At 40.7% G+C, this 15581-nt stretch carries 16 protein-coding genes and 1 pseudogene; 12 read left to right on the top strand and 5 right to left on the bottom strand.

Annotated elements, in window-relative coordinates:
• The first annotated feature begins 32 nt into the window (after positions 1 to 32).
• The 4 genes from E5329_RS11745 to E5329_RS11730 all read left to right on the top strand — a co-directional run bounded on the left by E5329_RS11745 (position 33) and on the right by E5329_RS11730 (position 3188).
• Entirely contained in the window at positions 33 to 875 is an 843-nt protein-coding gene (locus tag E5329_RS11745; protein WP_135989726.1) for an MBL fold metallo-hydrolase, read from the top strand.
• Between the two features lie 165 nt (positions 876 to 1040).
• Positions 1041 to 1871, top strand: coding sequence for a helix-turn-helix domain-containing protein (locus E5329_RS11740; protein ID WP_135989720.1), 831 nt, complete (start codon positions 1041 to 1043; stop codon positions 1869 to 1871).
• Positions 1864 to 2763 carry a DMT family transporter gene (locus E5329_RS11735; RefSeq protein WP_168356591.1) on the top strand — a complete coding sequence of 300 codons (900 nt, stop codon included), beginning with the start codon at positions 1864 to 1866 and terminating at the stop codon, positions 2761 to 2763. The genes E5329_RS11740 and E5329_RS11735 overlap by 8 nt, the downstream gene beginning before the upstream one ends.
• A 2-nt stretch (positions 2764 to 2765) precedes the next feature.
• The gene (locus E5329_RS11730; RefSeq protein ID WP_135989718.1) at positions 2766 to 3188 is read left to right on the top strand and encodes a DUF2000 domain-containing protein; all 423 of its coding nucleotides are present in this window, start codon (positions 2766 to 2768) and stop codon (positions 3186 to 3188) included.
• 84 nt (positions 3189 to 3272) lie between these two features.
• Here the strand turns inward: E5329_RS11730 and E5329_RS11725 are convergent, their stop codons facing one another.
• The gene (locus tag E5329_RS11725) at positions 3273 to 3644 is read right to left on the bottom strand and encodes a MerR family transcriptional regulator (protein WP_135989717.1); all 372 of its coding nucleotides are present in this window, start codon (positions 3642 to 3644) and stop codon (positions 3273 to 3275) included.
• An 82-nt stretch (positions 3645 to 3726) separates the two neighbouring features.
• Between E5329_RS11725 and E5329_RS11720 the strand changes: the two genes are divergently transcribed.
• Positions 3727 to 4515, top strand: coding sequence for an SDR family NAD(P)-dependent oxidoreductase (locus E5329_RS11720; RefSeq protein WP_135989716.1), 789 nt, complete (start codon positions 3727 to 3729; stop codon positions 4513 to 4515).
• Positions 4516 to 4586: 71 nt separating this feature from the next.
• On the opposite strand, the gene E5329_RS11715 is transcribed toward E5329_RS11720, so the two are convergent.
• Positions 4587 to 5255 (bottom strand): TetR/AcrR family transcriptional regulator, encoded by a 669-nt coding sequence (locus E5329_RS11715; protein ID WP_135989725.1) that lies wholly within the window; start codon positions 5253 to 5255, stop codon positions 4587 to 4589.
• 9 nt (positions 5256 to 5264) lie between these two features.
• Positions 5265 to 5576, bottom strand: a pseudogene (locus tag E5329_RS32160) (winged helix-turn-helix transcriptional regulator); the annotation flags it as partial.
• Positions 5577 to 5814: 238 nt separating this feature from the next.
• On the opposite strand from E5329_RS32160, the gene E5329_RS11705 reads away from it, so the two are divergent.
• Positions 5815 to 6627 carry an amidohydrolase family protein gene (locus tag E5329_RS11705; protein WP_135989715.1) on the top strand — a complete coding sequence of 271 codons (813 nt, stop codon included), beginning with the start codon at positions 5815 to 5817 and terminating at the stop codon, positions 6625 to 6627.
• 77 nt (positions 6628 to 6704) lie between these two features.
• Here E5329_RS11705 and E5329_RS11700 read toward each other — a convergent pair whose 3' ends face one another.
• Positions 6705 to 7034 carry a winged helix-turn-helix transcriptional regulator gene (locus E5329_RS11700; protein WP_135989714.1) on the bottom strand — a complete coding sequence of 110 codons (330 nt, stop codon included), beginning with the start codon at positions 7032 to 7034 and terminating at the stop codon, positions 6705 to 6707.
• Positions 7035 to 7253: 219 nt separating this feature from the next.
• Between E5329_RS11700 and E5329_RS11695 the strand changes: the two genes are divergently transcribed.
• The 3 genes from E5329_RS11695 (at position 7254) to E5329_RS11685 (ending at position 11250) form a co-directional block, all read left to right on the top strand.
• The gene (locus E5329_RS11695) at positions 7254 to 8153 is read left to right on the top strand and encodes a B12-binding domain-containing radical SAM protein (protein WP_135989713.1); all 900 of its coding nucleotides are present in this window, start codon (positions 7254 to 7256) and stop codon (positions 8151 to 8153) included.
• A 116-nt stretch (positions 8154 to 8269) separates the two neighbouring features.
• On the top strand, positions 8270 to 9151 hold the full coding sequence (locus E5329_RS11690) for a radical SAM protein (RefSeq protein ID WP_135989712.1): 882 nt from the start codon (positions 8270 to 8272) through the stop codon (positions 9149 to 9151).
• Positions 9152 to 9714: 563 nt separating this feature from the next.
• A complete protein-coding gene (locus tag E5329_RS11685; RefSeq protein ID WP_135989711.1) occupies positions 9715 to 11250 on the top strand; it encodes an ABC-F family ATP-binding cassette domain-containing protein in 1536 nt (511 codons plus the stop codon).
• A 680-nt stretch (positions 11251 to 11930) separates the two neighbouring features.
• Here E5329_RS11685 and E5329_RS11680 read toward each other — a convergent pair.
• Entirely contained in the window at positions 11931 to 13022 is a 1092-nt protein-coding gene (locus E5329_RS11680) for an IS110 family transposase (protein ID WP_275443213.1), read from the bottom strand.
• 599 nt (positions 13023 to 13621) lie between these two features.
• On the opposite strand from E5329_RS11680, the gene vanR reads away from it, so the two are divergent.
• The 3 genes from vanR to E5329_RS11670 all read left to right on the top strand — a co-directional run bounded on the left by vanR (position 13622) and on the right by E5329_RS11670 (position 15532).
• The gene (gene vanR, locus E5329_RS11675; RefSeq protein WP_135989710.1) at positions 13622 to 14323 is read left to right on the top strand and encodes a VanR-ABDEGLN family response regulator transcription factor; all 702 of its coding nucleotides are present in this window, start codon (positions 13622 to 13624) and stop codon (positions 14321 to 14323) included.
• Entirely contained in the window at positions 14313 to 14462 is a 150-nt protein-coding gene (locus tag E5329_RS29740; RefSeq protein ID WP_168356595.1) for a hypothetical protein, read from the top strand. Before vanR ends, E5329_RS29740 begins: the two co-directional genes overlap by 11 nt.
• 68 nt (positions 14463 to 14530) lie before the next feature.
• On the top strand, positions 14531 to 15532 hold the full coding sequence (locus E5329_RS11670) for a LacI family DNA-binding transcriptional regulator (protein ID WP_135989709.1): 1002 nt from the start codon (positions 14531 to 14533) through the stop codon (positions 15530 to 15532).
• Positions 15533 to 15581 lie beyond the last annotated feature (49 nt).

Raw genomic sequence — 15581 nt, 5'->3', positions numbered from 1 at the left:
ACGTAAAAACTACGCCACAGCCCTGGCAGGCCATCGCGCAGCGATTTTGTTCAATCGGGATTTATAAGTCAAATGATACAGATGTCTATCTGATAGACAGCGGAAATGATAAAGATGCAGGCAGAAAAGTCCGTAAAATACTAAGTGAAAATGGATGGAATTTAAAAGGGATTATCAACACACACTCTAATGCAGACCACATTGGAGGAAATAAGTATTTACAGCAGCAAACAGGATGTAAAATATTTGCAGACGGCATTGAAGCAGCATTTACAAAGTATCCTCTTTTAGAGCCGTCATTTCTGTATGGCGGATACCCTTGCAAAGATTTAAGACATAAATTTTTGCTTGCGTCTGAAAGTGATGTTAATGAAATAACGGATTCTGATTTTCCGAAAGAATTAGAGGTCATTCCATTACACGGGCATTTTTTTGATATGATTGGTATCCGCACACCAGACGATGTTGTGTTTCTTGCTGACTGTATTAGTAGTGAAAGCACTTTGGATAAATATCAGATTACTTTTATTTATGATATTGCTGAATATCTAAATACACTGGATAAAGTTGAATCTATGGAAGCTGCTATGTTCGTGCCTGCCCATTCGGATGTTACGAGAGACATCACAGGCATAGTTCAGCTTAACCGTCAAAAAGTATTTGATATATCAAAGGATATACAGTCCATTTTAAAAACGCCTATGTGCTTTGAAGAACTTTTAAAGCTGCTTTTTGATGAATACGGGCTGGTAATGAATTTTGAACAGTATGTTTTAGTGGGAAGTACAGTGCGTTCATATCTGGCATGGCTAAAAGATAACGATAAAATAAGGGCTGTTTTTACAGATAATCAGTTAATGTGGAGCAGTTTATAAAAATAGATTGATGTCTGCAAAATATTGTGATGAAAAGAACAGGTAAAGGTGCGTATTCCTTTGCCTGTTCTTTTGGTTATAGATGTGTTTTTGGAAAATGAAGATATCTTACAAGAAACCAGCAGACATTCTGAGTATAATATAGAGTGCGAGGAGGTGTTATCAATGCAAAAAGAAATACGGACAGTCTGCTATGATGACGATTGTCATCTTGAAGCATATCGTTTTGAGGGAATTGTACAGCCATTCCCGAACCACTTTCATAATTACTATGTGATTGGCTTTATAGAAGCAGGGACACGCTGTTTATCCTGCAAAAATAAAGAGTACACGGTAGGTCAGGGAAATATTCTGCTATTTAATCCAAACGATAGCCACAGTTGTGTCCAATGTGACGGCGGAACGCTTGATTACAGAGGTTTGAATATTTCCAAAGAAACGATGCTGTCATTAGCGGAAGAAATAACAGGGCAAAGTGTATTGCCTGGCTTTTCGGAAAATGTTATTAAAAATGATGAGCTGAATCTTTATCTCCATTCTTTGCATCAGATGATTATGGACGGTGGGGAAGAGTTTGAAAAAGAAGAAATGCTCCTGCTCCTTATTTCGTTGCTTGTCGAGCAGTATGGACAACCTTTTGAGAAGTGTATTCCAGAGTGCAGTGAAGAAATAGGGAATTCCTGCACATTTATGGAAGAGCATTTTACAGAGCATATTACACTTGATGACCTCTGTAAATGCAGTGGTCTTAGTAAATCAACATTGCTTCGTGCGTTTACCAAATCAAAAGGAGTTACGCCATACAGGTATCTTCAGACGGTTCGCATAGGCAAAGCAAAGGAACTGTTGGAGCAAGGCATGACTTCGGTTGATGCAGCTATACAGACAGGCTTTTCAGACCAGAGCCACTTTTCAAATTTTTTTCATATGTTTATCGGATTGTCGCCTGCCGCATACAGACGCATTTTTAAGGAGGGTGGCAGGAATCGTGGATAAAAAAACTACCACAGGGCATATCACAGCTCTGGTTACGATTATGATATGGGGAACGACTTTCATATCCACCAAAATACTTCTTGCAGATTTCACGCCGATAGAAATTCTGTTTTTTAGATTTTTGCTTGGTCTGCTTGTATTGATTATCATTTATCCGAAACGCTTAAAAATAAAGGATAAAAAACAGGAGCTTACATTTGCTGCGGCGGGGTTATGTGGGATATGTTTATACTATTTGCTTGAGAACATAGCATTGACTTATACGATGGCTTCTAATGTCGGCATTATTATTTCTGTCGCCCCGTTTTTTACTGCTGTTTTATCTCATGTATTTCTAAAGACAGAAGAAAAACTGAAAGTACAATTTTTTGTTGGTTTTGTAGTTGCTATGATAGGGATATGCCTTATCAGTTTTAACGGTAAGGAATTGGAGCTGAATCCCATTGGTGATATTCTGGCGGTTGCTGCGGCATTGGTATGGGCAGTTTATTCCTTGCTTACACGAAAAATCAGCAGCTATGGATTGAATACGATTGGGACTACAAGGAAGATATTTACATATGGAATACTTTTCATGCTTCCGTTTCTCTTTGTTTTTGATTTCAACTTGGATGTGCAAAAAGTTATAAAGCCAGAGTATGCCCTAAACCTTATCTATTTAGGTCTTGGAGCATCAGCCCTTTGTTTTGTTACTTGGAATTATGCGGTAGGGGTGCTTGGAACTGTTAAGACAAGCGTGTATATTTATATAGTCCCTGTCATTACCGCCACTTCATCCGTTATTGTGTTAAAGGAAAAAATTACATGGATTGCTGCGATAGGAATAGGGCTTACCTTAATCGGCTTGTTTCTATCGGAAAGTAAATTAAAATTAAGGAAAAGAGGAAAGTGAAAATGAATGTAGAGAATGAAAAATGTGTGATTGTTGTTGATGAAAATTTACCTCTTGGGATTATTGCAAATACCGCCGCTATCCTTGGCATCACTATGGGAATGAAAATGCCCGATGTTGTCGGGAATGATGTGCTTGATTTAGAGGGAAATGCCCACATAGGGATTATACAGTTTCCCGTACCGATATTAAAAGGAAATACCGAGATACTTAAAAAACTCAGAACAAAGTTGTTTGAGCCGCAATTTGCTGAATTGACAGTTGTTGATTTTTCTGATTTAGCACAAGGGTGTAAGACTTACAATGAGTTCACCCGCAAAATAGCGAATACCTCAGAAAGCAGATTAAATTATATTGGAATCGCTGTCTGCGGAAATAAAAAGCAGATTAACAAGCTGACGGGGAGTATGCCTTTGTTACGGTAAAACAGAGGAAGCAGAGGGCTTATCCTTTTGTTTCCTCTTTTACCTTACATAGTCCATGTGAAGAACTTTCGATATGTGTTCCGACTATTTTAGAGATGTGCGTTCTATTTCTTGGCGGTAAAAATCAATTTTATCGTCCAGTTTTGCCATATGTTCCTGTAATGCTTTTATCTGCTCATTAAGGGACTCACGATGCACGGTCAGCATTTCCATTCTCTCATTCAGGGTAAGGTCGCCTTTTGCCCGCAGTTTGGCATAACGCTGTATTTCTTTAATCGGCATACTCGTGTCTTTCAGACGCTTGATAAAGTAGGTCCATGCGAGGTCTTTGTCCGAATAACAGCGGCGGTTACTGGAATTGCGTTTCGGAGTAATCAGATTTTCATGCTCGTAGTAACGCAGGGTATGTATCCCTAAATTTGTCAGCCTTGAAAATTCACCTATGGAATATTCCATAAAAATCACCTCTTATCTCTTGACATAGAGTTTACTCTACATTGTATGCTCGTATTATATCAGCAAAGAGGAGGTTTTGCAAATGGTACAAAACACAGAAAAGTACACGGTAATCACGGGGGCAAGTTCGGGGATAGGGTATGAAACGGCAAAAGCTTTTGCGGAGCGTGGGAGCAGCCTAATCCTTGTTGCCCGAAGAAAAGACAGACTGGAAACTTTAAGGCAGGAAATTTTAGCTTTACATCCGATGCTTGATATTGTAGTTAAGGCTGCGGATTTATCTGTTCCCCAAAATGTTTTCCAGTTATACGAAAGCATAAAATCATATCTGCTGCGGACATGGGTAAACAATGCAGGATTTGGAAATTATGGCAGCGTCGGGAATCAGGATTTGGAGAAAATCAGTCGGATGCTGCACTTGAACGTGGAAGCCCTCACCGTCTTTTCATCCCTGTTCGTCCGTGACTTTAAAGATACGGAGGGGACACAGCTTATCAATGTTTCTTCCTGCGGCGGCTATACGATTGTTCCCAATGCGGTAACCTATTGTGCTGCAAAGTTCTATGTCAGTGCTTTTACGGAGGGCTTGGCATGGGAGTTAAAAGCCGCCCATGCAAAAATGCAGGCAAAGGTATTAGCTCCTGCCGCAACAAAAACGGAATTTGGGAAAATTGCGAATGACATCAGTGAATATGATTATGACAAATTATTTGGCACTTATCATACAAGCACACAGATGGCAGCATTTCTGCTTGAATTGTACAACAGCGATAAAACGGTGGGCTTTGTGGACAGGGAAACCTTTTCATTTCAGTTGTTTGAGCCACAATTTCAATATGCAGGCAGTTCACGGCATAACCAGAAAATGTAGTAGATGGAAATAGCCTTCGGTGCGGTAAAAAGGAAAACAGAGGGGCTTATTCCTCTGTTTGCTCTTTTGCTTTACATATCCCTTGTGCAGTCCCGACTATGTTCGCAAGTATAACTGTTAGATTCATGGTTTTGATTTGATAAAATACTATAAACTGATTGTTTAATGTATTTCTCACCCCGTTCGACAATATTGAAAGAATTATTTGAAAAACACCAAGTTGCCATTATACCCCTTACTATACTTTCTAAATATTCAAAAATATCTTTACATGAAAAAGGGGATGATATATATATTAAAGACTGTGAAATTTCTTCATACAGAAGTTTGGAAAAGTGGCGTTTGCTGAAATGCTCTGATGGACCAGGAATGCAAGCAGCTAAATTTAAAGAGTATGCTAGGCAGGTTAACTCATACCCCGCATATTCTGCAAATTTCAATTCCAGATTAAGGAAATATATAATGCGTTCAATTATAGGTTTATCTGGATTTTTGGTTACAAAATTGGTGTAATGTTTTTGGATATATTTTCCCAAGTCAGCATAATAACTTTCTCTTACAATATCTTCTTTAGATTTATAATGGACATAAAAAGAACCTTTTGCTAATCCCGCTGTTTGACAAATTTCACTTATTGTTACATTGTCATATCCTTTGTTCTTTATTAGTGTTACGGCTGTATCAAAAATTTTATTTTTAGTTTCTAAAGCTCTTTCTTTACGTGTTTTTTTCGTTTCCATGTAAGTATGGTATGTCTTTCCCCAATCACATAGCTGCGACAAGATAGGGTTAAGGGTTGTCCCTATTTCGCTTAAAGAGTATTCAACTTTGGGAGGGACTTCTGGAAAAACTTTTCTTACGACGATTCCTTGTTCTTCCAGTTCCCGAAGCTGCCCCGTTAATGTTTTTGTCGTAATGCCGCCTAAAAGCCTTTGCAGCTCGTTAAAGCGGATTGTACCTTTAGATAAATGCCATAATATTTTTAGTTTCCATTTTCCGCTCAATATATTCAGACCGACTTCAATAGGGCATTGGTCGTGAACTGCTTGTGTTTTTGCCATGAATATCTCCATCCTTTCATACTTTATCGGACGATAGTCCGCCCGCCCCGTGAGGGGCATGCATTATGGGATGCCCTTTGGGTATACCTTAACCGCCCGCCCCGCAGGAGCATATATTATGGATGCCCTTTGGGTACAGTGTTAAAAAAGACACTTCATATCAAAAAAGTGCGTACTTGAAGTTTACTCTCTTTCAGAGATACTTATATTATATCAAATTTGTCAAGGAGGCGTAAATATGGTTATTGACAGTCACGAACACATCATGTTCCTGACAAAAACACAGTTGGAAAAAATGGATGCTGCAGGCGTGGATAGGACAATCCTTTTCTGCTCCGCACCGCATCCAGAAAAAGCGGGTAATTTAAGTGAGCTTGAATCGGAGATGGACACATTATACAGAGTTCTTGCAGGAGATAACAGTAAAAAAGACAACATCCGACGATTGGAAAAGAATATTTTAGAGGTTACTGAAGCCATAAAAGACAATCCAGGCCGCTTTCTGGGCTTTGGCTCTGTACCGTTAGGGCTAAGTTTAGAGGAAACACAGGAATGGATAGAAACACATATCACAGCCAATTCTTTATGTGGCATAGGGGAATTTACCCCTGGCAATGAGCAGCAGATTATGGAATTAGACACGGTATTCCAATCAGTGCAGAATACAAGGTTATATCCTGTCTGGGTACATACGTTTCATCCAGTTACATTAGACGGCATTAAGCGGCTAATGGCATTATGTGAGAAGTATTCAGAAATACCTGTTATCTTGGGGCATTTAGGCGGCTCAAATTGGATGGATGTGATTAAATTTGCAAAAGGACATGAGAATGTATATTTAGACCTTTCAGCCGCTTTTGCTTCTATTGCTACAAAAATGGCATTAGTTGAGCTGCCAGAAAGATGTTTGTATAGCTCGGACGCTCCTTATGGAGAACCATATCTGTATAGGCAGCTCATAGAATTTGTAAGCCCTAACCAGACAACCGCAAAAATGGCGTTAGGTGAGAATATAGAAAAATTGTTGGATAGTCTTGGACTTGTTTCGTAGTTGTTTATCAAGCGTAAAAAGTAAAAAGACAGAGCCAATGTCAGATCATTGGCTCTGTCTTTTTGAGGAAAACATGATTACATATTGAGGTTTTCATCTCCCCATTGTTTCATATGCTCAAAGACGGGAATAAAACTTTTGCCCAAGTCAGTAAGGTTATATTCCACATGGGGAGGAACTTCTTTATAATCATGGCGGGTAATAAATCCGTCTGCTTCTAATTCCCGAAGCTGCTTTGTCAGGCTTGATTCCGTAATATCGCCGATATGCCTGCGAAGCTCCCCGAAACGGTGTATATCCCGAAAGGCAATATAATAAATGATTTCGATTTTCCATTTACCGCCTAAAATTTTTTGTATGGTAGAAACGGTTTTGCAGCGTTCAACAGCCAATGTACTTTTTTTCATTCCTGCCACTCCTTTCTGAAATAGTATAACACGCCTTTTCTTAAAAATTAATGTACCTCTTTGATATAAGTACTACAAAAAAGTACAGTACTTGTAAAAACGTTGTACAAAACTATAATTAGTATAGACTACAGAAAACACCCTGCGGGCATACCTTTATACCCTCTGGGGCACACGTGCACAAAAAGCAGCGCAGGAATAAGGAAAGGAGATGTGTTTATGCACTACACAGGAACAATTTGGCGACCGCCGTATGAAGCGGCGTCACTTTTGTTAGAGGTAACGGCAGGCTGTACGCATCATAAATGTAAGTTTTGTACTTTGTATAATGATTTGTCGTTCAAATTCAGAATGTCCCCTCTGGAAGATATTGAGAGTGATTTACGGGAGGTTAAAAGAGCAACGAAAGGTTGGAACAGTGGGCGTATTGACAGAGTCTTTTTGACTGGAGCTAACCCATTTGTTTTGTCTTATGACAAATTAACTGCGATTGCAGAGCTAATCCGCAAATATCGTCCGTCAGTGAAATCTATCGGCTCGTTTGCAAGGATTACAGATGTTACTCCGAAAACCGATAAGGAGCTTGCCAAACTGCGGGATATGGGATATGACGGTCTGACGATAGGAATAGAAACAGGCGATGATGAAGCCCTGCGGTTTATGAACAAGGGATATACCTCGGCAGACATCATAGAGCAATGCCAGAGATTAGATGCAGCGGATATTCATTACAGTTTCTTTTATTTGGTGAGCATTTCTGGGGCAGGTCGTGGAGAGATTGGAGCAAAATTGACGGCTGATATATGCAACCAGATACACCCTACGCTCATAGGGGCAAATATGCTTACGATTTATCCCGATTCTGAACTTTTTGCAGAAATACAGCGTGGGAACTGGCAGGAAGAAGGAGAAGTTGAAAAATACAAAGAGGTACGGACGCTCATTGAAAATTTGCAGATACCTACCATCTTTGCGGCAATGGGGGCTTCCAATGCGTTCCAGTTTCACGGGCGACTGCCGAAAGACAAGGAAAAGCTGTTGGTATTTCTCGATGAAATCATTGGAAACGTCAGTGAAGAAGAATTACAGCGGTATAGAAAAAGCGTCTATCATTTGTAAGAGCAGTATTTTGTGGGTGTACCGTTATGTGCAGAGAACTACACAAAAATAAGAAAGCACCCTGCGGGTATATCTTCACAAAAAGCAGCGCAAAAAGGACGAAAGGAGCGATAATCATGCACTTTACAGGCAGAACTTGGCGACCGCCGTATGAAGCTCACTCGGTCATCATACAGGCTACCTCTGGCTGCACCTATAATAAATGCAAGTTTTGTAGTCTGTATAAAAATGAGTGTTTCCGAATGTCGCCTATGGAAGAATTTGAGGAAGATTTAGCAGAGATAAAGAGCTATCAGCCATATGCAAGGAGAATATTCTGGACAGGGGCAAATCCTTTTGCCATGAGTTACGAGAATCTGAAACTTAGGGCTTTGACCGTAAGGGATTATCTGATTAAATGCCAGGCAATGGCTATGTTTGCGAGCATCCGTGATATTAAAAATAAAGAGGTGTGGCAGCTAAGAAAATTAAGGGCAATGGGCATTAACGGACTGAGCATCGGCGTGGAAAGTGGTGATGACGAAACGCTTGCCCTCGCAAATAAAGGATATACGGCTGCTGATATTCTGGAACAATGCAGAAAATTAGATGAAGCGGGTATTGAATATTACTTTGTTTATATGACAGGTCTTGCGGGAAAAGACGGCGGATACCGTAATGCAAGGAATAGTGCTGAACTGTTCAGCCAGCTCAATCCGTATTTTGTTTCGGTGGACTCTCTTACGCTTTTCCCAGACACAGAGTTGTACCAGATGGCACAGCAAGGTTTGTTTGTCCCTGCTGAAGAAAAAGAGCGTATCCGTGAACTGAAAATGCTAATCAACAACTTAAATATACGCACACATTTATTTGCAAACACGGTTTCAAATTTCATGCCCGTAACGGCATATCTTCCATATGACCGTGAAAAGGTTACAAGTGAATTGCAATATGTATTAGATAATACGGATGAAATGGAGATGAGGAAGTATAGAAATAATCTAAAATCTTTAGGATAAGCCATGATGCTATCTTAATGCTTGTTCATCATATTTATTGCTAAATATGATTATGTTACTAATTAACTTCTAAATAAACTATTAAAATCTTCAATTTATGGAGAAATAAAATCAGAAAATTTCATAAAAATAGGATTTGACAAACTGCTGGTTTTCATGCTAAAATTATTTGCACTAATTTAAAGGAGAACAGTTTCATGAGCTTTTACATCACAAACGAACTTCCACCTAAAAAGAAAATCAGCTCTGTACAATCAAATCCGATGAAACATTGTACAGAGTATAGCGTAATATAACACGTTAGGATTTCATCGGGAAATGCAGCAGTACATGAGAGGGATTTTATGTCTTTTTCATATATTGTTTCTTTCCCGTACAAATTTGTGTGCAGCAGGCTATGGACAGTGTTTTGTCCGTAGCCTTTTGTTGTATATGGGCTGTTTCCTGCAAGTGGTTTGCGATGGAACGGATATAGCAGAAGGCATGATACCAAGAGTATCTGACTTCTGCTATTTTTTTGCCCATTTTGGAAAATAAGACAGGAAAAAGAGAGGACAATGATTATGAGTTTATTAGAAGTTACGGGATTAACACATTCTTTTGGAGAAAATTATCTGTTTAAAAACGCAGATTTTACATTGAACAAAGGGGAGCATATCGGGATTGTCGGTCAGAACGGGGCAGGAAAAAGCACGTTCATAAAGATTTGCACGGAGCAGCTTATCCCCGACTCTGGCAGGATAGTATGGCAGCCGAACACAAAAATAGGGTATCTCGACCAGTACGCCCAAATTGAAAAAAGCGTGGCAATGAGGGAGTTCCTGCAATCCGCATTTTCTGGGCTGTATGAGATAGAAAACAGGATGAATGAGCTGTACTGCCAGTCTGCGGACGGGGATATGGCGAAGCTAAGCACGGCGGCAAGGTATCAGGAAGAATTAGAGCGCAAGGAGTTTTATTTGATTGACACAAAGATAGAACAGGTAGCGACAGGTCTGGGCTTAACGGCAATCGGGTTAGACAGACCGATTGAGCAGATGAGCGGCGGGCAGAGGGCAAAGGTTATACTGGCGAAGCTGCTGCTTGAGAAGCCAGATATTTTGCTTTTGGACGAGCCGACAAACTTTTTAGACAAGGAACATGTTACATGGCTTGCCGAATATCTTTCCAGCCTGCCAAACGCTTTTCTGGCAGTATCGCATGACTATGACTTTTTAGAGAAAATATCCACAAGGATATGCGACATTGACAACGAGAAGATTACAAAATATTTTGGCACTTATTCAGAGTTCACGAGAAAAAAGGCACTGCTCCGTGAGGATTATATCAGACAGTATGCCGCACAGCAGAAAACCATCAAAAAGACGGAAGAATTTATCCGCAGGAATATTGCGGGGAGAAAGTCAAAAATGGCTCGTGGCAGGCAGAAACAGCTTGACCGAATGGATAAAATGGAAGCTCTGGAACAGAAAGAAAGCAAGCCACATTTTCGGTTTGCGGCTCTCCCGCTGACTACGACAGAGCATCTAAAAGTAAAACATCTGGATGTTGGCTACCACTATCCTGTTTTGTCAGACATCAGCTTTTCCATAAAAGGGGGAGAAAAAATTGTTATGACGGGATTTAATGGCATCGGCAAATCCACCCTGCTAAAAACGCTTATCAGCCAAATACCCTCATTAAGCGGGAGTTTCCGTTTTTCGGAGCAGGTAAAGATTGGGTATTTTGAGCAGGAGCTGGCATGGGCGGATATAGAAAAAACGCCCATTCAGATTGTTTCCGATGCTTACCCATCACTTACGATAAAAGATGTGAGAAAGCGTCTTGCAGGCTGCGGTATCTCAAGCAAACATGCCATGCAGGAAATCGGAACTTTGAGCGGAGGGGAACAGGCAAAGGTTAAAATGTGCCTGCTTATGATGAAGCCGTGCAATTTCCTTATCATGGACGAGCCGACAAACCACCTTGATGCGCTTGCGAAAGAATCGTTGAAAACCGCACTGGAAGAATTTGAGGGGACAGTGCTATTAGTATCGCATGAGGAAGCGTTTTACCGAGAATGGACGCAGAAAGTGATAAACATAGAAAAGAAAATATAGGTGAAAGGCACATTTTTAAATAGTGCCGGAGGTAAGGGGAAGCCCGCCAAATAAAATAACAGTGTTTTGTGGGCTGCTTTGCCATACCCAAAATATAAGTCCTTCCAAAACTGTTTTCAGTTTAGAGGGATTTTTTGCATACGGGAAGTACTTCCTATAATGTCAAGCCCTAAATTATTGATTTTAAAGGCTTTTCTTTAAATTGTTACCTCAATAAACAGAGCCAAAAGTGTATGGCAGTCATTGTATCTTATACTGAATAGATAAAAGAGAGTATAATTTTTAAAGCATCCCTTTGTCTTGTTTTATAAAGGCTATAATTCCTCTGTTAACTATGATGGTGAACTTTCCGTGTCTAATGGTGTCATATGCCAACTTCCTTCGTCCCACCTGTTCATACACTGAGTGTCCGCTAAGCTTTCTAGCAGGGTCATGCCCTACAAAGAGAACTGCTGCTGGCTACAGCTCTTGTTTGTATCTTGATCTTTCTGACCTGCCCATTCCGCAGGGTACGGATATTCCGCGGACGCCTGCCCTGCATGATTCAGCCGGTCTTTGTCGTGATGATGCAGTGCCTATAGCACTCCATCGTGACCGGGTTTCTTTCCAGAACCCTGCCCGGTTTCGGAACCCTCCGCAGCCCGGCAGAGTTCTGGAATTATTGTTTCTGTCTAAATCTCTTATGCTGTAACCACTTCCTTTTCCGGACGTCTGATGTCCATTAACATCTTCTTCGGATCATAGGCCGTCCCATTCTTCAGGATCGTATAGATGATCCTCAGAAGCTTGCAGGCTATCACGATCAATGACTGCATCTTTTTCAATGGATTATCAGCCCGTGTCGTATAGTATATATGGAGTTCCTTGGATTCCTCCGCATGCGCCACTGCTGACTTTGCGGCCTGGAATAACCAGTATCTGAGCCTTATCTTCTGGACAAACCACCTGACAGCGCTCCCGCCTGCATCGGCTCCATCCTTAATCTCCACACTTGTTTTCGCATACTGTATGATTTCTTTGGCTCTGCTATAGCCGCGTCCTCTAAGCTTAGCGTCATGCCAGATTTGTCCTATTCCATCTTCGCCAAGCGTTGCTAGATCATCCGGGAATGGCGCCTGTTTCGGCAATTCCAGGCTAAATGCGCCATCGACTTTACCCAGCGCATCCTTATACTCTGGGAAATAAATCTTCATCTCCCTGTGCATTCGATTGATTGTCCTGACTCTGTCTTCATTCAGCTGATCTCTGAACATGGATAATCTGCGAAGCTCCGCATAGAGTTTTTCCGGAAGGTATGGCATCCCAAAGTTACCATCCTTGACAAGGTTTGCTATCAGTTTCGGATCCTTCGTATCGTTCTTCAGCTGGCTGTTATCTTCAACCTCCTTTGTTTGTTTCACAGCATAAGGGTTTCCCTGAACAACGCTAATTCCATTTGAAATCATCCATGTCGCAAGGCAGAACCAGTAATGACCTGTCGGCTCTAAGCCGAGCGCTATCTGACTCTTATTATGTTCTTCAGCTGTTTTCACAGCCCACTCCTTTGCACTCTGGAATCCCTCTGAATCATTGTTAAATGGAAATGCGGACTTACTGAGTTCCCTTCCCCTGGTATCAATTACCCTCATATAGTGTGTTTCACTGCCTACATCACATCCTAAGATAAGCATGTAATCACAGATAAAGGAGAGTTTTTCGTTTTTACCAAACTTACCATTGGTCTCCAACTCACGCCAAGTTGAAGCTGTAAGACTTTTTCTGATCACCTCCATTTTTTTCAAAAACTCCTGCTGCTCAAAAATATTACTGCTGCTACTTGATTTTTCTTCTTTGTTCCTTTAACATTCATTTTAGATACCTCTTGTATTCTTTAGATTTTTACCAACGGCCAGGTCAGTAATAATCTAAATTTACTTGAGGTATTTTTTTGTGTCAATCTCTTGACCTATTTAAAGTATACAGGAAGCTTTTTCTATGCTTAATATAGCATATTTGGCAGCAGGATTTAAGAGTCAAACACAGGTTTAGTGTAATGTGATTGTGAAAGCTGGCTGCTGCCTTCTCATTCTCTTATCAGGCGTTCCCCTGCCCCTATTTTGGATTGTAACGGCATGAGCGGTAAATTTCTATCAGGTAGGCAGTGCAAGCCCGGTATGGGGCAGATAGGAACTTTGCGGAGCCGGAGAAGATGAAAATTGGGAAATATTTGCCAATGAATGACAATAGGGTTTTGCATCTGTATATGGCGGCATAGTACACAATCATGCATTAAACCGGACGATTAGTGACGGACTGGCAAGATTGGAAGAACAGGGCAAGTCGACAGAGCATTTCACGGCACATGGACAATCTGAAGATAGTGCCCGGTACTATGAACGAAAAGATTCTGATTGATGATGAAGAGGAAATAGCAGATTTACCGGAGCTTTATCTGAAAAGCGACGGTTATAACGTATATAAGTTTTATAACGGGATGGATGCCCTGCAATGTGCAGAGTCAGAAAAAATGGATCTGGCAGTCTTAGACGTGATGCTTCCGGATGTAGATGGGTTTCACATCTGCCAAAAGATCCGGGAACAGTATTTTTATCCGATCATTATGCTGACCGCTAAGACAGAAGATATTGATAAGATCAAGGATCTTACCATCGACGCGGATGATTACATTACAAAACCATTCAACCCTCTGGAAGTTACCGCCAGGATAAAGACAAAGCTTCGCCGTTATGTTCATTATAACCATGGCGCAGGCATGGAACAAACAAATGCGCCAGTGATGGAATATGACATTAATGGTTTGATCATCAACAAGAATACTCATAAATGCTCACTGTATGGAAAAGAAGTTACATTAACTCCCATAGAATTTTCAGTTCTCTGGTATCTTTGGCAGAACAGGGGAAAAGTGATTTCTTCTGAAGAACTGTTTGAAAAAGTATGGGGTGAGAAATTTCTGGATAATAATATGGTTATGGCCCATATCGGCAGGATCAGGGAAAAGCTGAAAGAACCTGCCAGAAATCCTAAATTTATCAAAACAGTATGGGGAGTGGGATATACCATTGGAGAATAAAAAGCTTTATCGTAGGGATGAAATTTTAGGAAAATGGAAAGATGTAAAAGAAACAAAGGAAATTATCTTAAAACAATTTCTTTTTAGTACAAGTGCACAAAACGTTATCCATAAATTTGCCAGATATGCTGAAAAATAATAAAGCACTTGCAAAAAAGAGCCGGACAGGCTATAATGACAACGTAAGACAAAGGGAAGTGAGAGTAAGTGGGGAATGTAACAATCGTTGATATTGCAAAATCCTGCGGCGTATCAATTAAGTCAGTATCCAGAGTGTTGAATAACAGCCCGAATGTAAGTGAAGCCATGAGGGAAAAGGTCATGAGCACCATCAAAGAGCAAGGATATCAGGTAAATATGCTTGCCCGGGGCCTGAAGGGAAGCCGCACCAATATTATTGTAGTATTTGCAGAGCGTCACCATGAAGAACACTTGAGCATCTGGCATACCATTATGCTGAAATATTTGTTTACTTATGCCAAGAAACGTTCCATGAAAATTGTCCTTTCGCCTTCAAGCAGCGAACGATTTGAAGGAGATGAGACAGACGGATTCTATCTGATTGCAAGCGGAATTGCGGACGGTGCGATTTTACTGGAAAACATTCGTAAAGATCCCCGGGTGGATTATTTTGAAAGCCGGAATATTCCATATGTGGTATTTGGAGAACCGGAAAATCCCCATGTGCCGTCGGTCAGTCTGGATAACTTTGATGTAGGGTACAAGGGAGGTCTGTATCTGGCAGAAAAAGGACTGGATCAGATTGCAATGCTGATTGGAGAGAAGAAATACCTGTCCACTCAGAACCGTGTGAAGGGCTTTATGGCCGCTATGGAAGAAAGACAGACGGAAAATTATATATTCACAGGAATTGATACCTTAGAGAAAGCTTATCATAAGGCAAAAGAGATTTTAGAAATTTACAATATTAAGGCGTTTTTTGTATCCGGAGATGAAAGGGCATTGGGAGTATACCGTGCCATTTATGAAAAGGGCCTGTCTATTCCGAAAGATATTGCAGTACTGGGAATTGACAATATCGCGTTGGGAGAATATTATTATCCGCCCATATCCACGATAGAACAGGATTTTGAGATTCTGGCAAAGGGATGTATTGATTATGTCATTAGCCGGATTGGCCGGGAAGAAGAAACGGAACATAAAGCATTCAGATTTCCCTGTAAGCTGATTGAACGAGGCTCTACATAGAATGCAGCATCAAATAAAAAACCGCTCTCTGTTATCAAGAGAGCGAATT

It is taken from the genome of Petralouisia muris, assembly GCF_004793545.1.
In the GTDB taxonomy this organism is placed as follows: Bacteria; Bacillota; Clostridia; order Lachnospirales; family Lachnospiraceae; genus Petralouisia; species Petralouisia muris.
Note: the sequence above shows the minus strand (reverse complement) of the source record. Positions and strands in the feature narration are given on the sequence as shown.